This is a genomic window from Halorussus salinisoli (assembly GCA_005239435.1).
Taxonomy (GTDB): domain Archaea; phylum Halobacteriota; class Halobacteria; order Halobacteriales; family Haladaptataceae; genus Halorussus; species Halorussus salinisoli.
The window spans coordinates 326,292-344,435 of the sequence record ML241305.1; the positions used below are offsets into that span (position 1 = coordinate 326,292).

Here is an 18,144-nt window from a genome sequence, read left to right on the forward strand (position 1 = left end):
GCCTCGTTCTCGTTGCTAATAACCCGGGGTTAATCACTTAACGTCGAGAACTCGGTTCCGGCGAAGGGAAAGCCCTATGTGGGTGAGTTACAATCCTTCCCCCAGACGGACTCTCGGGAACTATGATAACAATTTCTATGGACATGGAGCAGTACGACTGTCCATTCATCGCCACCAGCGACGACCACGACGTGACGTTCACCACGCTTCACTGGGACTTCAACCCGAGCGTCGACCAACTAGAGACCCGAATCGTGGTAGACGGCGAGGACCGGGGGGCGCTCTCGAACGGCCTGTCGGCACTGCGCGACCACGACAACATGCGCGACTACGAACTCCTCTCGAAGCGCGGCGGTGCCGCCCACGTCCGGACCGCCATCGCCGAGACCGACGCGATGGCGACCATCCGCGACCACGACGGCTACATCACCGGGCCGTTCCACATCGAAGACGGTTCCGAGACGTGGAACGTCGGCTTCGACAGCCCCGAGGTCACCGACACCGCGCTGGCCGGACTGGAGCGCAACAACGAGTTCGACGTCGTCTCGCGCGAACGCCTCCGCCTCGACACACTCCAGCGGTTCGCCCGCAACGCCGACGCCGCGGCCACGCTGGTAGAAGGCTGTTCGGACCTCTCGAAGGTCGAGCGCGACACGCTGGCGGCCGCGGTCGAACACGGCTACTTCGACACGCCGCGGAACGGAACGCTCGAGAACATCGCCGACGAGTTCGGCGTCTCCTGCCCGGCGGTCTCGAAGAACCTCCGGCGCGCCCAACGGAAGGTCAACGAGCGCGTGGTGGACGCCCTCGACAGTCTGCGGTGAGCCGATAGTTCGGTGTGCAGAGCGGTCGGGCGACTGACCGGCCGGACGCCCGAACGGAAAGATTCCTCAAGACATACAAATACGGTTCAGCAGTGTAGTATCGTTTTCTTCGGCATCGTTTTCGATTCCCAGGGCGGGGTAGAGCGGACTACCCCAGATTCGCTAGCCGGTTCAGCGCGAAGATGGTCCGGAACACGTCTCCGGCCTTCCCCCTATCGAAGACCAGCTCGTCGGTCCCGACGACGTGGTCCAGTACGTCGCGCGAGGCGTGTTCCGGCGCGGCCGCGATGCCCGCGTCGTTCTCGGCGACCCACTTCATCACCCGGAGGTCGCTCTTGCTGTCGCCGAGGACGGCCGCGAAGGGGTCGTCGACGTCCAGTACGTCGAACGCGGCCTCGACGCCCACGACCTTGTTGAGTTCGAGGCTCCCGATTTCCGCGGCGTCGGCCTCGTAGTAGGCCACGTCGATTCGCTCGAAGGCGGTCCGAACCGACTCGGGGACGTCCGCCGGGTCGGCGTCGGGCACCTCGCCTTCGCTTTCGAGGACGCCGCGGATTTCGGGGTCCTGATTCGCGTAGTAGGCCCGCGCCCAGTCGCCTGCCCGTTCGGAACCGTCCTCCGCGTCGTCGCCGACCTCCTCGGCGACTGCCGCGCCGAGGAGGTCGAGTTCGTAGACCAGCGCGTGGTCGATGACCTCGCGGGCCCGCTGGCTTCCGGTCTCGAAGTTGGGCTTGAGCGTGACGTTGAACTCGTTGCCCTGCAAGTGACACCCTCTCCGGAGGTCTTCGGGGGCTTTCGAGAGGACCTGCGAGCGCACCGCGTCGAAGATGGCACGCACGTCCGAATCGAGGTCGTCGTAGAGCAGTCGCTTGGTGTCCGCGCCGTGGCCGGGCGTGAACACGCCGGTTCCGGCCTCGTAGACGACCGAGAGGTCGCCCGAATGGACGATCTCGTTTCCGAGGCCCTGAATCAGGAACCCCTTGACGTTTTCGAGGGTCTGGCCCGTGCAGACCACGATTGGCATCCCGTCCTCGTGGAACTCCGTCAGGAGGTGGAGGGTCTCCCGGGGAATCTCGTTGTCGGTGCCGCCCGCCGACCGCAGGGTCTCGTCGACGTCGAGGACGAGGACGTTCACGCCGCGGTCGTACTTCGCGTACAGGTCGAGCGCGGTGAACGCTTGGTCGCGGGACGCCCGCGCCGCGAGTTCGCAGAAGGTCTCGCCCGTGGCGGGGAAGGCGTCTCGGACCTCGGCCTTGCGCTCGTCCAGTTCGTCGCCGACCTCCTGCCAGTGTTCGAGGGCGATGCGCGAGTCCACCGGCGGAAACAGGTCAACGAAGTTCTGCAACGCCCGGAGGGTCCCGGCGTCGAACTCGTCGTAGAGTCGATAGAGTTGGTCGTACCGCTCCATGCCGGAACTGTGTCGCTCTCGGGGATAAAGGTCGGGGTCGGCGCAAAACGTCGGAAGGCGTCCATCAGGAGCGACTGCAGGATTCCGAACGTGGCCCGAACGCGGACCCCGACGAGGAGAGACGGGGCGCTGGCTACTGCCGACGCCGATGAGACCGCAACCGCACGGCACCGCGCCTCGATTATTCGCCGAACCTTAGGTCCCGGCCCTCCGAGAGGGAGACATGATCGGGAAACTCGACCCCGAAGCCCTCGCTCGCGTCCTCGCTCGCACGGGCGCGCACGACGATTCGGTAGTAATGGGACCCCAGTACGGAGAGGACGCCGCGGCGATGCGACTCGGCGACGGGAGCGTCCTCGTGGTGAACTCCGACCCCCTCTCGCTGGCGAAGGAGCGACTCGGCACGCTCGCGGTCCACGTCGCGTGCAACGACGTGGCGGCCTCGGGGGCCGACCCCCGGTGGCTCACGAACGTCATGTTCCTGCCCGACGACGACCCCGAGACGCTCGACGTGCTGACTCGCCAGATGGACGACGAGGCCAGCGATTTGGGGATCGCTATCGTCGGCGGCCACTCCGAGTACACCCCCGCGCTGGAGCGCCCGATGGTGTCGATGACCGCGATGGGACTGGCCGACGAGTACGTCCCGACCGGCGGTGCGGAGCCGGGCGACCGCGTCGTCCTCACGAAGGGCACGGGCGTCGAGGGGACCGCGGTGCTGGCGACCGACTTCCGCGACGACCTCGACCTGCCGGACGACCTGCTGGCGCGCGCCGAGGGGTTCTTCGCGGAGATTAGCGTCGTGCCGGAGGCTTACATCCTCCGGGAGTCGGCCACCGCGATGCACGACCCGACCGAGGGCGGACTCCTCAACGGCCTGGTCGAGATGGCGACCGCCTCGGGCGTCCGCCTCGAAGTCGACCGGAGCGCGGTCCCCGTCCGCGAGGAGACCGCCGAAATCTGTGGGGCGATGGGCGTGGACCCGTTCCGCATCTTCGGGTCCGGCGCGCTGTTGGCGACGGTTCCCCCGGAAGCCAGCGACGACGCCCTCGCGGCCCTCGAAGCGGAAGGCATCCCGGCGAGCGAAATCGGAACCGTCGAAGCGGTCGACGGGGACGACGCGGGCGTCGAGATCGACGGCGAACTCGTTCGGAGCGCGGTTCGGGACGACCTCTACGACCTCTGGGAGTAGGAGAGCGAACGATACTCTGAAACCACGAGTAGAACGAGTCGAGTGCCGTGGACGCTGGAACGTGCGCGGTGGGTGGAACTGACAGGCAGCGAGTTCGACCGAGCCACCCGACGGAGATGTTTACTCGTAGTAGAATAAATCTTTTTGCCCCTCCCGGACTAACCCCTTTCCATGGAAGCAGTTGTCATCCGGCGGGGCGAGACTTCGCCGACGGTCACCGAACTCCAGCGTCCGGACCCCGGGCCGGGCGAGGTACTGGTCAGGACGCTTCGGGTCGGTGTGGACGGAACCGACCGCGAGGTCATCGCGGGAAGCCACGGCGGCTTTCCGGCGGGCGAGGACCACCTCGTTCTGGGTCACGAAGCGGTCGGGGTCGTCGTCGAGGCCGACGACACGGCCTTCGAGGAGGGTGACGTGGTGGCTCCCACAGTCCGCAGACCGCCTGCCGAGGGGCCGAACGAGTACTTCGAGCAGGGCCAACCCGACATGGCTCCGCCCGAGGCGTGCGTCGAGCGCGGCATCGACGGCGCGCACGGGTTCATGGCCGAGTACTTCACGAGTCCCGCGGAGTATCTCGTGCCCGTGCCCGAGGAGGTCGCTGAGTGGGGATTCCTCGTGGAACCCATCAGCATCTCCGAGAAAGCCATCGAACACGCTTACGCCGCTCGGTCGGCGTTCGACTGGGACCCCGAGACTGGTCTCGTCCTCGGCAACGGAAGCCTGGGCCTCCTCACGCTCGCCATGCTGGAAAATCGGGGCTACGACCGCACGTACTGTCTCGGGCGGCGCGACCGGCCCGACCCCACCATCGACATCATCGAGGAACTGGGCGCGTCGTACGTCGACTCGCGCGCGACGCCCGTGGCGGAGATTCCCGACGCCCACGAACCGATGGACTTCGTGTACGAGGCCACCGGGTACGCGAAACACGCCTTCGAGTGCATCGAGGCGCTCGCGCCCGGCGGAGTCGGCGCGTTGCTGGGCGTGCCCGAACCGTGGGAGTTCGAAATCGACGGCGGGCGACTCCACAAGGAGTTCGTGATGAACAACAAGGCGCTGGTCGGAAGCGTCAACTCGAACGTCTCGCACTTCGAGGCCGCAGTCCGGACGCTCGGCGGCCTCCCCGCGTGGTTCCTCGACGATCTCGTGACGGCGGTCCACGACCTCGCCGACTACGAGGCCGCATTTGCGGAGGACGAAACGACAATAAAGACCGCACTCCAATTTAACCAGATATGAAGAACGTAGACGACCTCATCGAGAGCGCGGCAGAACTCGCCGAGCAAGGATTATCGAAGGGCGAAATCGCCGACGAACTCAACGTCTCGCGCGAGACCGCGAGTTGGTTGGTCGAGCGAAGCGGTACGGGCGCACCCACGACCACCCCGAGACCCGAACCCACGGGCGGCCCCCACGACATCCACGTCGACTGGTCGGCGCTCGGCCGGGACAGCAACCGACTCTACCACGCGGGGGCCGCGATGGCCGACCTCCTGAAGAAACAGGGCGAGGAGGTAGACCTGACCATCGGCATCGAGAAGGCCGGCGCACCCCTCGCCACGTCGGTCGCGCGCGAACTCGACACCGACCTCGGAACGTACGCGCCGAGCAAGCACCAGTGGGAGGAGGGAGACATCGACGACCTCGGCGGAACCTTCTCGCGGAACTTCGCCCAGATTCGGGACCGCGAGTGCTACGTCGTGGACGACACCATCACCAGCGGCACGACCATGACCGAGACGGTCGAGGCCATCCGCGAGGAGGGCGGCAAGCCCGTCGCCTGCGTCGTCCTCGTGGACAAGCAGGGCGTCGAAGAGGTGGAGGGCGTTCCGGTCCACTCGCTCATCAACGTAGTTCGGGTGGGCAACGACGAGTAACACAACTTCTTTGCGCGCGGGGTGCGTATCACAGGGTATGACATTCCAGCCGGAAAGTGAATTGACCGAGGAAGAAGCCCGCGAGCGCGTGAACTCGGCCATCGAGGACAACGACGTGGTCCTGTTCATGAAGGGGAACGAACTGATGCCCCAGTGTGGCTACTCCCAGAAGGCCCTCGAACTTGTTCAGCAACACCGCGACGACTACGAGACCGTAGACGTGTTGGACGCGCTGGCCGAGTTCCGGACTGCGTTGGAAGACCACAGCGGGTGGGAGACCATCCCACAGACGTTCGTCGACGGTGAGTTCGTCGGTGGAAGCGACGTTCTCGCCGAGCTCGACGAGCGCGGTGAACTGGGTGAGAAGCTGTCGGCGTAAGTACTCGTTACGTCGGTAGAAACGAAGACCAAAAGAGTAGGTCATATATGTTCGGACCACCTACACTCCCGTGTACCGTGTCGTCAGCCGGGAACCTGCATGTAAATTACAAATGACGGGGCAAGTATATCGACTTCATTCGACGCTCGAACTGCCGTTAGAAAACGTTTACGACTACTTCGAAGGCGACCCCGACCTTCCGCCCAAGATAACTAGCGTCGACATCACCCGGCGCAAGAACACGCTCATCATCAGCGCGGTGGCCGACGACGATAGCATCAGCAAGTACACGCCGACTGCACAGTTGAAGGCCAGCATCTCGGAGACCCGCGTCTACACCGAGGAGGAACAGAAACGACGCGAGGGCCCCCGATGGAGCGACGACGTCGACGAGGAGGAGGAAGACGACGAACCCATGGGCGAACTCATCGAAGTCGCCGCGTTCAAGGGCGACCGCGAGACGGTCCTCCAGAACACGGCGCTCCAGTACCCGATGTTTCTCGTCCTCTGCGACATCGCTCGCCTGGCCGAGAAGGGGACGCTCACCGCCATCACCGAGGTGGACGGCGAACTCCAGGCGACCCGCATCGTGGACGGCGAGGACCGACCCGCGTCCATCGAGGTCGTCGAAGGTCCGACCTCCTCTGACTCCGGGTCCAGCGGGGTCGATTGGCGGGACAACGAGTTTATCTGAACCCACCGTTTTTCTTCGTCGGGTGTCCTCGGGCGCTCCCTTCGGTCGCGCCCTGCGGGCACCACTCCTCGAAAAATGTGGATCAAAGAAGACCTGCTCGCTCAGTCGCTACGCTCTTTCGCTCGCAGTACAGTTGCCGGTTCCCGTGCCTCCGACTCGCTGACGCAGGGACGTCACGATTGGTCGCTACGCGCCGGACGCTCCGCTCTCGTTCGCTGCTCGATTTCTCCCGACCGTGCACCCCTTTATCACGGCAATCAGTGTCACCAATCGAGGCCTGTAACCCCGGTACACGCCGCTTTCGCGTCTATTGGCGCGGCCTGCGAACGCGAAGAGCCGAAAAGCACTTTAGGGTCGTAATTAGATGTAATTACGAACGATGCCCGAAGACTTCCCGAACTACGTCGACGTAGACTACAGCGACGGCGAAGGCGAAAACCCCGAGGACTACCCCTCGATGGAGCACAAGATCGAGAAGGCCATCGACGTGACCCGACAGGGTCTCGAAGAGTACGAGAACCCGGCCGTGATGTGGACCGGCGGCAAGGACTCGACGCTCACCCTCTACTTCATCAAGGAGGTCGCCGAGAAGTACGACCTCGAAACGCCGACCGCCGTCTTCATCGACCACTTCCAGCACTTCGACGAGATTCACGACTTCGTGGACCACTGGGCCGACGAGTGGGACCTCGACGTCGTCTACGCCAGCAACGACGACGTGGGCGAGTACGCCGAGGAGAACGACCTGACGCCGGGCGACGACATCCCCATCGACGCGCTGAACGAACACAACCAGCACCACGTCCGCGAGATTCTTGAGTACGAGGAGGACACCTTCCCGTTCCTGCTCGACACCTACGTGGGCAACCACCTGCTGAAGACGGTCGCGCTCAACGACACCATCGAAGAACTCGACATCGACGGCATCATCTCGGGCGTCCGCTGGGACGAACAGGAGGCCCGCGCCGACGAGACGTTCTTCTCCCCGCGCCACGACCCCGACATCTACCCGCCGCACGACCGCGTTCAGCCGATTCTCCACTTCGACGAGCGCGCGGTCTGGGACACCTTCTGGCACTTCGTCGTCCCGGACACCGTCGAGGAGTACCCGGACGAGGGCCACGTCCCGCAGACCGACGACGACCTGCCCAACGACCTCACGCAGGACGACATCCCGGTCAGTCCCAAGTACTTCGCCGGGTTCCGCTCGCTCGGCAGTGAGGTCAGCACCGAGAAGTCCGACGAAGAGCCTGCGTGGTTGCAGGACCTCGAAGACACGACCGAGCGCGCGGGCCGCGCCCAGGACAAGGAAGACCTGATGGAGCGCCTGCGCGACCTCGGCTACATGTGAAACTTTTGCCGCGCTCCGGGCCGCCGTAGGCGGCCCTCCGCTGGCAAAACTTTCATGAAAAACGCTTCGTCACCCTCTCCGTCGCTTGGAGGTGCGCAGAGCGCACCTCCGGCGCTCCGTCGAGGGTTCCTCGGTCCGCTCGTTCGTTCGCGGTCGTCCACTGGTACGCGACTGGGTAAGGGTCGAGACGACCGCAGGTGGTGAGACTGACCCTGTTTCGTCGTTCTTTCTTTAGATCACCGCGTCGCCCGGTACTCGCCGTGCTTGACGCCGACGAGGAGCACGACGAGGCCGAACACCAGCATCGAGGGAGTCACCATCATCAACACCGTACTCGTGGCCATGAATCCCATCCCGATGAGCGCGGCCGTACCGAGGGCGACGATTCCGAGCAGTACCGCGGCGGTCACGGGCAAATTGAACTCCATGTCCGAACGTCGGGACGAAGCGAGCAAAAGCGTTGTCCCCTTCGGTCGGCCGCGCTCGACGGCTCGCACTTCTATAGGTTCGTCTAAAACAAAAGGACCTTTCTCAGAGCCATTTATAGTGAGGTTACGCGGGTGAGGCTCGCGGGGACCGCTCACTCCCGTTTCGGCCGCACCACGTCGGCCAGCGTCACCAGAGAGCCGAGGAGCCACCCCGTCGGCACCGACAGACCGAACCACATCGCCACGTAGTTCGCGCCTTCGAGCGTGAACTGCTCGCGGAGGAACGTGTTGAGACCCCACAAGTCGAGGGGGTTTTCGAGGAGCCAGACCGCGAGCGTGTAGCTCTTCGGGAAGATGACCGACGAGAGCGTCGGCGAGTAGAGCGCCGCGACGACCGGCGGCAGGAAGACGGCCGTCATGGCGAACGGATAGGCGAACAGGACCGTGCTGAATCGTCCGCCGCGCGTGCCCGTGACGTACGCGAGCGCCGCCGAGACGGTTGCGACCCCGCCCGCGGCCCCGACTGCGAGGAAGCCGTCTGTCGAGAAGCGAAGTCGGGCCAGCGCCGTCAGGCCACCCCACACCAGAAGCGACAGCAGGACCACGCCCACGACGCCGAGTCGGGTCGCGGTCCCGTCTATCTTCCGCGTGTAGTACCGGGCCGCGAACCCGAACAGCGCGAGGGGGTAGAGAACTCCGACGACCGGCGTTCCGACCGCGCTCCACGCCCGGTAGGCGACCTTCCCGGTGGTGGTAGAGGGTTCCCACTTGCCGAGGACGCCGCTCTGGGTTCCGCGCTGACGCGGGAAGAACAGCGCCATCCAACTCTCGTGTAGTCGTTGCAAGTCGTATCGAACGGCTCCGACGAGACCGGTGCTGCTTGTTCCGCCGTGCATCTGCGTTTTAATACGTTACGGCCATTATGAAGTCTTGGGGTTGTTTTACTGCCAGAATTCGGAGGAGTTCGGTTCCTGTCGGGAGTAGGGAGCGTCTACCGACTTCGAGAGCGTTCGAGTCGCGCGTCCCCGTCGTCGCCGGTTTTCGACTCCTCGCTCCCGTCCGCCCGGTGGATTCCCATCACGTCGCCGAGTCGGCGTTCGAACTCCTCGCGCGAGAGTTCCCCGGCGGCGTACCGTCGTTTCAGGACGGCTTCCGTGCTCTCGCGGCCTCCTCGCGGCTTGCTCGCCCCGTCGGGATACGCCGCGGGCGAACCGACGTTGCCGATGAGCGAGAGGTACACCGGCCAGAGCGTGAGTACGCCGAGGACGAACGCCGGGATGCCGAGGACGGACGCGAGCAGGGCGAGCAGGAAGGCGGCGAAGTTCGCGGCGGTTCCCAGTCCCGCGACGCCGACGAAAAACAGGAACGGCCCGGAGACGAGCGCCGTCCCGCCGAGTAGGATGCGACCGAGGGTGCCGTCGGGCGTGTAGTGTTCGACCAGTCGGTGAAGAGCGCGAAAGGTGCTGTCGGAGGACTCGCTCATCGTCCGGATACTCCGGGACGTGTCAGTAAAAGACTGTGATTTGCGATTTGATACGAAACTCCGGCGGAAGAGCCTATCCCGTCAGTTCCACGGACCGAAGTCCGGGTCCACCTGTCGCTCGCGTCGGTCGATGCTCTCTATCTTCTCGACGTCCTCGTCGTCGAGTTCGAGGTCCAGCGCACCCCAGTTGTCCCGGATGTGGTCCTCGCTGGAGGCCTTCGGAATCGCGGCCACGCCGTCGCGCTGGAGGAGCCACGCCAGGCTTACCTGCGCGGCCGAGACGTCGTGCTTCTCGGCGACCTCCCGAATCTCGGGCACGTCGAAGACCTGCCCGCGGGCCAGCGGCGAGTAGGCCACGAGGTTCATGTCGTTCTCTCGACCGTACTCCACCAGTTCGTCCTGCGGAAGCATCGGGTGCATCTCGACCTGATTGGCGAAGACGGGCGCGTCGAGAATCTCCTGCGCTTCGTCCAGATGGCGGGGTTCGAAGTTGCTCACGCCCACGTTCTCGATGAGGCCGTCGTCGTAGAGTTGGTCGAACGCGGGGAGCGTGTCCTCGGGGTCGTACTCGTTGGCCGGCCAGTGGACGTACAGCAGGTCCACGTAGTCGACGCCGAGTTTGTCCAGACTCTCCTTGGCGGTGTGAATCACGTCGTCGTAGGCGAGGTTACTCGTCCAGATTTTCGTGGCGAGGAACACCTCGTCGCGGTCCACGTCTGCCGACGCGATGCCCTCGCCGACGTACTCCTCGTTGTCGTACGCTTGGGCCGTGTCGATGTGACGATACCCCGTTTCGAGCGCCTGCCGGACGCTCTCGGCGCACGTTTCGCCGTCGGTGTTCTCCCACGTTCCGAGTCCGAGTCGTGGCATGCCGTCGAGTAGCTGCGCCTCGCCGAGTGCTTCGCGCTGAGACATAACGTCTGTAGGTAGTGCGACCGTGAGGAAAGTGGTTTCGGCGCCGGAAATCCTCGTGGGTCGCCCCGACCGGCGAAGGTTGCCGGAAGAAAAGTCTTTTATCCTACCTCTCATATGTGGCCTGATAGCAAGGGCAGGCCCATGATAGACATCACGATGGACGTGGAGCAGTACGACTGCCCATTTATCGACACGACCGACGACCACGAGGTCGGCTTCTCGGCCATCCAGTGGGACTTCGACCGGGTGAACGACCAACTGGAGACCCGGATGATGGTGGAGGGCGAGGACCGGGGGACCCTCTCGAACGGCCTGTCGGCACTTCGGGACCACGAGAACATGCGCGATTACGACCTGCTCACTCGTCGGGACAACGTCGCCCACATCAGGACGGTCATCGCCGAGACCGACGCGATGGCGACCATCCGCGACCACGACGGCTACATCACCGGACCGTTCTACATCGAGGGCGGGAGCGAGATCTGGCACGTCGGCTTCGACACCATCGAGGACGAGGACACGACATTGGCAGAACTCGACCGCGACAACGAGTACGACGTGCTGGACCGCAACGACACCGAACTCCCCGAGATGCAGGGGTTCGTCCAGAACGCCGGGGCCGCGATGACTCTCATCGAGGGCTGTCGGGACCTCTCGGACGTCGAGCGCCAGACCCTCGAAACCGCGGTCTCGGACGGCTACTTCGAGAACCCCCGCGGCGCGACGCTCGGCCACCTCGCCGACGAGTTCGACGTGTCCAAGCCCGCCGTCTCGAAGAACCTACGGCGGGGCCAGCAGAAGATGATCCAGCGCGTCGTGGAGGCCCTCGACGAACTGGAGTAGGAATCGCCGTCCCGGCTTGCGGATTGCAGTAGATTTATCCAGATTCGTCGGCCACACGCCGGTAGGATGATTTCGGAGCGCGACCGATTTTCGCCGGACGTTCCCCGGATTCCGGGGGGGTGAACCCGTGGAGCGTGGTTGGAAACCGGTGCTCGTCATCGCTGGCTGGCAGACGGCCGCCAGCCTCTGTTACTACAGCATCTTCGCCGCGACGTCGTTCGTCCGCGAGGACTTCGACCTCTCGCGGACGCTCGTCGGCGTGTTCCTGACGGCGGCGCTACTGGGCTACACGCTGAATCTCTTTCCGAGCGGGGCGGCCGTGGACGGGTTCGGCGAGCGCCGGATGATGGTCGCCAGTCTGCTCGCGCTGGCGGGCGGAGCCGTCGCGGTCTCGCTCGCGCCGAACTACCTCCTCCTGCTGGGGGCCGCGGTCCTGCTCGGAGGTGCCTACGCGACTGCGATGCCGGCCTCCAACAAGGGCATCGTCGCCTCCGCGCCGCGGGGCCGCGAGAACCTCGCCATGGGCGTCAAGCAGGTCGGCGTCACCGCCGGAAGCGGGGCGGCGTCGCTTGTCGTCACGGGCGTCGCGGCCGTTCTCGCGTGGCGACTCGGCTTCTGGGTCATCGCGGTCGTGGCCGGTGGGTACGTCGCCGTCTTCTGGTTCGCGTACTCCGGCACCGGCGGGACCGGCCGGTGGGAACTGCCCGACCTCTCGAAGCTGACGGGCGACCGGGCGTACCTCCTGCTGGTCGCCGCGGGGTTGTTCGTCGGCGCGACCATCTTCTCGATGCTCGGTTACGTCATCCTCTACGTCGAGGACGTGGTGGGTGCCGGGGCGGCCGCTGGCGGGGTCGTCCTCGCGCTGACACAGGCCGCCGGGAGCGCGGGCCGGGTCGGGGCCGGGTCGCTGGCCGACCGCCTCGGCAGTGCCGACAGCGCGGCGACCGTCTCGCTGGTGCAGTTGGGCGGCGCAGTCGCGCTGTTCGGCGCTCTCGGTGCCGGGGTCACCTCGCTTCCGATCGCCGCCGCGGTGTTCGGCGGACTCGGCCTGACCGTCCTCGGGATGACCGGGGTCTACTACTCCTGTCTGGGCGAGTTGGTGCCGAGCGAGGACCTGGGTGCCGCGACGGCGGGCGGCCAGACCGCCATCAATCTCGGCGGGCTACTGGCCCCGCCCGCGTTCGGCTACCTCGCCGACACCGCGGGATACCGGGTCGGATGGGCCGCGATGGCGGTGCTTTCGGCCTGTGGGGTCGTCCTACTGTGGGGCGTCCGGCGGGAAATCGCCGGCTACTCGTAGGTCAGGGTCATCCCGCCGTCGAAGCGCAAGTCGCCGCCGTTGAGGTGGCTGGCGTGCTTCGAGAACCCGAAGGCGAACAGGTTCGCGACTTCGGCGGGCGTCATCATCTCCTTCGTGCGCGACTGGCCGAGCATCACGTCCTCGACCACTTCCTGCACGGAAATTCCGCGCTGTTCGGCGGTGTCCGGAATCTGGTCGGTGACGAGCGGCGTCTTGACGTAGCCGGTGCTGACCGAGAACGACCGGACGTCGCCCTCGCCTTCCGCGGCGATGGACTGGGTGAGTCCGCGGAGTCCGAACTTCGCCACGTTGTAGGCCACCTTGTCGCTGGTGACGTAGTGGCCGTGGACCGAGGCCATGTTGCCGACGCAACCGAACCCGATCTCGCGCATGTGGGGCAGACACTCCTTGGCGAGTTGGACCGGCGCGCGCACCATCACGTCCTGCATTCGGTCGTAAGCCTCCATGGGGAACTCGTCGATGGGGTCGATGTGTTGCATCCCGGCGACGTTGGCGAGGAAAGCGACGTTCCCGTACTCGGCGGCCGCGTCCACGATTTCGGGCACGTCCTCCCGAAGGTCGCCAGTGACGGTCTCGACGGTCCCTTCGACGTCGAGGTCTGCGGCCTTCTCGCGGGTCTCGGCCAGTCCGTCCTCGTCTACGTCGGTGCCGACCACGGTCAGGCCGTTCGCGGCCAACACGAGGGCGGTCGCGCGACCGATGCCGGAGGCCGCGCCGGTGACGAGCGCGACGTTCTCCGGAGCGAATCGGTCGTCGTCGAGGACGAGTACGTCGTCTTGCGAGAGTTCCGGGGCAGTGACTTCTTCGGCCATATCCGAAATACACCCCCAACCAGTGAAAAACCGGAGGTTAACGTATTAAGGAGTCGCGCTTCTCGGCGGTGTTTCGGGACCGTCTTGCGAGCCTGTTCACATATTAACCCAGCAGTATTTGCCGGGGGGGAAGGTATCATTCTAATCTGTTATGGCAGATGACAGCGTTTCACGACGGCGATGGCTCACTGCGCTCGGGGTGACCGGAGCGGCGGGTCTCGCCGGATGTACAGGCGGTGACGGTGGACAGGATACGACGACCGAATCGACTACGGCGAGCGACACGACGGAAGGTGGCATGACCGAAACCACGGCGAAGACGACCGAGCAGGCGAACGTCTCCGGCAAAGTGAAAATCGGCGTCCTCCAGCCGACCTCTGGGGACCTCAAGTACTACGGCCAGCAGAGTCTCTGGGGTTTCTACTCCGGACTGGCGTACAAGGGCGACACCGACCCCATCGAGAGCGGCAGTACCGGTACGTACACCGCGACGGTCGGCGACACGGAGTACGAACTGGTCGTCCGAGACACCCAGTTCGCCGCCGACAAGGCCCAGTCGCTGGCGACCGACCTCGTGCAGGACGAGGAAGTCGACATGCTGTTCGGGTGTGCTTCCTCGGGCGCGGCCAACCGCGTCATCAAGACGGTGGTCAAGCAGGCCCGAGTCCCGTACATGGTGGGCCCCGCGGCGTCGGCCGACATCACGTCGAGTTCCGAGACCTGCGACGATCTCGTGTTCCGCGCGAGCGAGAACACCGCGATGGACGCCCGTTCGGGCGGGAAGTACGTCGCTCAGGAGACCGACGTGAGCAAGGTCTACCTGTTCGGTGCCGACTACTCCTTCGGGAAAGCGGTCGTGAACAACTACGAGCAGGTCCTGAAGGACGAGGGCGTCGAAATCGTCGGCAAGAAGTTCGTTCCGCAGGGCCACTCCGAGTGGAAGGGACTGCTCGACAACGCCCAGAGCGCGGGCGCCGAGGGCATCGTGGGCGGCTTCACGGTCGCCACCCTGCCGAAACTGTTCACGTCGTTCCTCAACGGCGACTACGACTACCGCGTCTTCGGTGGGTTCGCGACCCGGATTACCAACGGTATCGTGGGCCAGACCCTCCAGAAGGCGCTCGGCAACCCCCTGACGAAGGAGAAGCTTCAGGGCACCAACCTCGGGCCGTTCACGACGCGCTACCACTGGAACCAGTACGACAACGACATCAACAACGAGTTCGTGGACACCTACACCAGCACCTACGGCTCGGTGCCCGACCTGTTCACCTCCGGGACGTTCACGGCCGCGTCGGCCATCGCGCAAGCGGTCGGCGAGAGCGGTTCGACCGAGGGCGCGGACATCGCCGAGGCGCTTCGCGGGATGACCGTCACGGACACCCCGAAGGGCGAGAACGGCTACACCTTCCAGCAGTACAACAACCAGGCCCGGTCGGCGATGACCGTGGCGGACCCGGTTCCGACCACCGACGAGTGGGCCGACAACTGGAAGGCGGCCATCATGCCCAGCGAACCGCTGGCCACCATCGACGCGAAGGAAGCGACCGTTCCGAAAGGTAGCGTGGACTGCTCGCTGTAGGCCATGTTGCGAACCTCGGGATTGACGAAGAAGTTCGGCGGTCTCACGGCCGTCGACGACGTAGACTTCGCGCTCGAAGAGGGCGAACTCTGTTCGCTCATCGGGCCGAACGGCGCGGGCAAGACGACGTTCTTCAACCTGCTGACCGGCGTACTGACCCCGACCGAGGGCACCATCGAGGTGCGCGACGGCGGCGAGCAGGCTGACGGCGGGTGGCGCGACGTGACCGACGCCACGCCGTACGAGACGGCGAGTATCGGTCTCCACCGGTCGTACCAGATCACGAACGTCTTTCCGACCAGCACGGTGCTGGAGAACGTCCGGGTCGCCGCACAGGCCGCCACCAACGACGCCGCGAAGTTCTGGCGCAACGCCGGGGCCTTCGAGCGACACGTCGAGGAGGCGTACGCCATCCTCGACCGAGTGGGTCTCGCCGACGAGGCCGAGACCACCGCCGAGAGCCTGAGCCACGGCGCGAAGCGCCAACTGGAGGTCGCCATCGCGCTGGCGGGCGACCCCGACGTGGTGTTGATGGACGAACCCAACGCGGGGGTCTCCTCGGAGAGCGTCGGTCGAATCATCGACCTCATCGAGGACGTGGCGACCGACCACGCCGTCCTACTCGTGGAACACAACATGGACATCGTGATGAACGTCTCCGACCGCGTGGTCGTGCTGAATCAGGGCGCGGTCATCGCGGAGGGCGAACCGGAAGCGGTCCGGAACGACCCCACGGTCCAGGAGGCGTACCTCGGCGGCTACGAGGCCGGGAGCCTCAACGCCGAGTCGGACGCCGAGTCCGGAACCGAACCGGAGGAGGGCGCGGCGTGAGAGCGACTCGCCGACCTTCGGCACGCTCGCGCTCGGTGCGACGGACCACCGGGGCGCGCCCGGTGACCCAATCAACCAGCGGACGCTCGGTGACACATTCTCCCGTCCGGGTGGACGAAAGGGGCCGCCCGCTCGCGGGCCGGAGGCCCGTGGTCGTCTCCGCGGGCCAGTATTTCCGCGCCGGGCGGTGCAGAGAGGCGCGGACATATCCCGCGGAGCGACAGCGAGCGGGCGGGGGCTTTCTGAAACGTGGTCGCCATTCTCCCGCTGCCAAGAGAAACGCGGACCATTCTAAAACAATCAAATTTCGTTCCAATAGAAACGTAAAGGAGGCTACAAAGTGACACTTCTAGAAGTCGAGAACGCCCACACCTACTACGGCGAGAGCCACATCCTCGAAGGCGTCTCGCTCGAAGTCGAGGCGGGCGAGGTGGTCGCGCTGGTCGGCCGGAACGGCGTCGGCAAGACCACGACGCTCCGGACCATCCTCCAGTTGACGCCGCCGCGCGAGGGGACGGTCCGCTACCGCGGCGAGGACCTGACCGGGCGCGAGACGCACGAAGTCGCCGAGGAAGGCGTCGGGTGGATTCCCGAGGAACGGCGCATCTTCACCCAACTGTCGGTCGAGGAGAACGTCCGGGTCGCGGTGCCGAAGGGCAACGACGTGGACGAGGCGCTCGACCTCGCGTTCGAGACGTTCCCGGACCTCCGGGACCACCGCGATCGGGAGGCCGGAACGCTCTCGGGCGGCCAACAGCAGATGCTCGCGCTGGCCCGCGGACTGGTCGGCGACAACGACCTGTTGCTGGTGGACGAACCCAGCGAGGGTCTCGCGCCGCTCATCGTGGAGCGCGTGGCCGAGGCGCTCGCCGACGCGGCCGAGGACACCACGCTGTTGCTGGTCGAGCAGAACCTGCCGCTGGCGCTCGACCTCGCCGACAGGTTCTACGTCCTCGACAACGGACAGGTGGTGGACGAGGGCGACGCCGACGAGACCTCGGCCGACGACGAGCGACTCAGGAGGTATCTCTCGGCATGATGGAGATAGTTCTCGCCGGATTTATCGACGCGCTCGGCCAGTTCCTCCGCCCGGAGAATCTGGCCTCCGTCTTCGTGGACGGACTGGCGAAGGCCGCCATCTACGTGATGATTGCGGGCGGTCTCACCCTCATCTTCGGCCTGATGGGCGTGCTGAACTTCGCTCACGGGTCGATGACGATGATAGGTGCCTACTTGGGCGGCCTGCTGATGGTGTTCGCCATCGGCGGAGAGACCGGCCCCGGGACGCGCCTGCTCGCCTTCTTCCTCGCGCTGGCCGCGACGTTCGCGGTCCTCGCGGGTCTCGGCGGCGTGGTCGAAGTCGGACTCATCAGACGCCTCTACGACCGACCGCCGGTCTACCAGATTCTGCTGACGTTCGGGCTGACGCTCATCCTCGACGAACTGGTCCGAATCGCGGTCCTGTTCTACGGGATGCAACCCACCAGCGACTGGCAGGCCGCGCTCGGGACCAAACCGTCGTTCCTCGCCGAATCGGTGGACCTCGGTCTCATCTCGGTCAGCGGTCTCTCGCTGTTCGAGATCGTAATCGGCGCGGCAACGGTCGCGGGCCTGTGGGCGTTCCTCACCCGGACGCGCTACGGTCTCGTCATCCGGGCCGGGAGCGAGGACGCCGAGATGACCGAGGCGCTCGGCATCGACGTGCGCCGGGTGTTCACCGTCGTGTTCGCGCTCGGCGCGGGCGTGGCGGGCGTGGCCGGGACGCTCCTGATGTGGGACCCCTCGTGGGGTGCCAGCGTCCCCCTCGCCGCCGACACCCTGCTCCCGGCGTTCGTGGTCGTCATCATCGGCGGTCTCGGCACCTTCCGGGGCACCGTCGTCGCGGCGGTCATCGTCGGGATGGCCGACGCCACGACGACGTGGTGGTTCGTCAACGAAATCGACTTCGCGAGTCTGCCCGAGATGACCATCTTCCTCATCCTCGTGGTGATGCTCGTCCTGCGCCCGCAGGGTCTGTTCGGCGTCGAGGAGGTGGGCGGCCATTAGCACCGAAACCGCGGACGCCACCGCGTCCGACACCGAATCGGAGTCGGCGGCGTCGTGGCCGGTTCGCTACGTCCGCGAGCAGTTCGCCCACGTCGCGGTAATCGCGTTCTTCGCGGTCTACCCCATCCTCCACTCGGCGCTGATCAACTCGCCGGTCG

At 65.5% G+C, this 18,144-nt stretch carries 19 protein-coding genes; 13 read left to right on the top strand and 6 right to left on the bottom strand.

Annotated features, from left to right (window positions below; all coding sequences use genetic code 11):
• Positions 1-122 precede the first annotated feature (122 nt).
• Positions 123-824: a helix-turn-helix domain-containing protein gene (locus E2484_RS01720; protein WP_137283494.1), complete on the top strand. Its 702-nt coding sequence runs from the start codon at positions 123-125 to the stop codon at positions 822-824.
• 148 nt (positions 825-972) lie between these two features.
• Here E2484_RS01720 and E2484_RS01725 read toward each other — a convergent pair whose 3' ends face one another.
• Complete coding sequence (locus E2484_RS01725) at positions 973-2,232, bottom strand: HAD family hydrolase (RefSeq protein ID WP_137283495.1); 1,260 nt, start codon at positions 2,230-2,232, stop codon at positions 973-975.
• Positions 2,233-2,455: 223 nt separating this feature from the next.
• On the opposite strand from E2484_RS01725, the gene E2484_RS01730 reads away from it, so the two are divergent.
• From E2484_RS01730 to E2484_RS01755, 6 genes are all read left to right on the top strand, one after another.
• Complete coding sequence (locus E2484_RS01730; protein WP_137283496.1) at positions 2,456-3,424, top strand: AIR synthase family protein; 969 nt, start codon at positions 2,456-2,458, stop codon at positions 3,422-3,424.
• Between the two features lie 171 nt (positions 3,425-3,595).
• Complete coding sequence (locus E2484_RS01735; RefSeq protein WP_137283497.1) at positions 3,596-4,663, top strand: glucose 1-dehydrogenase; 1,068 nt, start codon at positions 3,596-3,598, stop codon at positions 4,661-4,663.
• Positions 4,660-5,301: a transcriptional regulator GfcR gene (gene gfcR / locus E2484_RS01740; RefSeq protein WP_137283498.1), complete on the top strand. Its 642-nt coding sequence runs from the start codon at positions 4,660-4,662 to the stop codon at positions 5,299-5,301. The genes E2484_RS01735 and gfcR overlap by 4 nt, the downstream gene beginning before the upstream one ends.
• A gap of 37 nt (positions 5,302-5,338) precedes the next feature.
• Positions 5,339-5,680, top strand: a complete 342-nt coding sequence (locus E2484_RS01745; RefSeq protein WP_137283499.1) for a glutaredoxin family protein — start codon at positions 5,339-5,341, stop codon at positions 5,678-5,680.
• Between the two features lie 112 nt (positions 5,681-5,792).
• Positions 5,793-6,374, top strand: a complete 582-nt coding sequence (locus E2484_RS01750) for a DUF7110 family protein (protein ID WP_137283500.1) — start codon at positions 5,793-5,795, stop codon at positions 6,372-6,374.
• Between the two features lie 379 nt (positions 6,375-6,753).
• Entirely contained in the window at positions 6,754-7,725 is a 972-nt protein-coding gene (locus E2484_RS01755) for a phosphoadenosine phosphosulfate reductase family protein (protein ID WP_137283501.1), read from the top strand.
• Positions 7,726-7,961: 236 nt separating this feature from the next.
• Here E2484_RS01755 and E2484_RS01760 read toward each other — a convergent pair whose 3' ends face one another.
• The 4 genes from E2484_RS01760 to E2484_RS01775 form a co-directional block, all read right to left on the bottom strand.
• Positions 7,962-8,153, bottom strand: a complete 192-nt coding sequence (locus tag E2484_RS01760; RefSeq protein ID WP_137283502.1) for a DUF7333 family protein — start codon at positions 8,151-8,153, stop codon at positions 7,962-7,964.
• Positions 8,154-8,305: 152 nt separating this feature from the next.
• Positions 8,306-9,049: a hypothetical protein gene (locus E2484_RS01765; protein ID WP_137283503.1), complete on the bottom strand. Its 744-nt coding sequence runs from the start codon at positions 9,047-9,049 to the stop codon at positions 8,306-8,308.
• 95 nt (positions 9,050-9,144) lie between these two features.
• Positions 9,145-9,636 (bottom strand): SHOCT domain-containing protein, encoded by a 492-nt coding sequence (locus E2484_RS01770; RefSeq protein ID WP_137283504.1) that lies wholly within the window; start codon positions 9,634-9,636, stop codon positions 9,145-9,147.
• A gap of 81 nt (positions 9,637-9,717) precedes the next feature.
• Positions 9,718-10,551 (bottom strand): aldo/keto reductase, encoded by an 834-nt coding sequence (locus E2484_RS01775; RefSeq protein ID WP_137283505.1) that lies wholly within the window; start codon positions 10,549-10,551, stop codon positions 9,718-9,720.
• Between the two features lie 141 nt (positions 10,552-10,692).
• Between E2484_RS01775 and E2484_RS01780 the strand changes: the two genes are divergently transcribed.
• Together E2484_RS01780 and E2484_RS01785 are read left to right on the top strand one after the other, a co-directional pair.
• On the top strand, positions 10,693-11,394 hold the full coding sequence (locus tag E2484_RS01780) for a helix-turn-helix domain-containing protein (protein WP_137283506.1): 702 nt from the start codon (positions 10,693-10,695) through the stop codon (positions 11,392-11,394).
• A gap of 127 nt (positions 11,395-11,521) precedes the next feature.
• Positions 11,522-12,694 (top strand): MFS transporter, encoded by a 1,173-nt coding sequence (locus E2484_RS01785; RefSeq protein ID WP_137283507.1) that lies wholly within the window; start codon positions 11,522-11,524, stop codon positions 12,692-12,694.
• Here the strand turns inward: E2484_RS01785 and E2484_RS01790 are convergent.
• On the bottom strand, positions 12,685-13,527 hold the full coding sequence (locus E2484_RS01790) for an SDR family oxidoreductase (RefSeq protein WP_137283508.1): 843 nt from the start codon (positions 13,525-13,527) through the stop codon (positions 12,685-12,687). The genes E2484_RS01785 and E2484_RS01790 overlap by 10 nt on opposite strands.
• A 151-nt stretch (positions 13,528-13,678) precedes the next feature.
• Here E2484_RS01790 and E2484_RS01795 point away from each other — a divergent pair, with 151 nt between their 5' ends.
• The 4 genes from E2484_RS01795 to E2484_RS01810 all read left to right on the top strand — a co-directional run bounded on the left by E2484_RS01795 (position 13,679) and on the right by E2484_RS01810 (position 17,986).
• Positions 13,679-15,109 carry an ABC transporter substrate-binding protein gene (locus E2484_RS01795; RefSeq protein ID WP_137283509.1) on the top strand — a complete coding sequence of 477 codons (1,431 nt, stop codon included), beginning with the start codon at positions 13,679-13,681 and terminating at the stop codon, positions 15,107-15,109.
• A gap of 3 nt (positions 15,110-15,112) precedes the next feature.
• Positions 15,113-15,940 carry an ABC transporter ATP-binding protein gene (locus E2484_RS01800; RefSeq protein ID WP_137283510.1) on the top strand — a complete coding sequence of 276 codons (828 nt, stop codon included), beginning with the start codon at positions 15,113-15,115 and terminating at the stop codon, positions 15,938-15,940.
• Positions 15,941-16,280: 340 nt separating this feature from the next.
• Positions 16,281-16,979: an ABC transporter ATP-binding protein gene (locus E2484_RS01805; protein WP_137283511.1), complete on the top strand. Its 699-nt coding sequence runs from the start codon at positions 16,281-16,283 to the stop codon at positions 16,977-16,979.
• Positions 16,976-17,986, top strand: a complete 1,011-nt coding sequence (locus E2484_RS01810) for a branched-chain amino acid ABC transporter permease (protein ID WP_137283512.1) — start codon at positions 16,976-16,978, stop codon at positions 17,984-17,986. Before E2484_RS01805 ends, E2484_RS01810 begins: the two co-directional genes overlap by 4 nt.
• Positions 17,987-18,144: the final 158 nt, after the last annotated feature.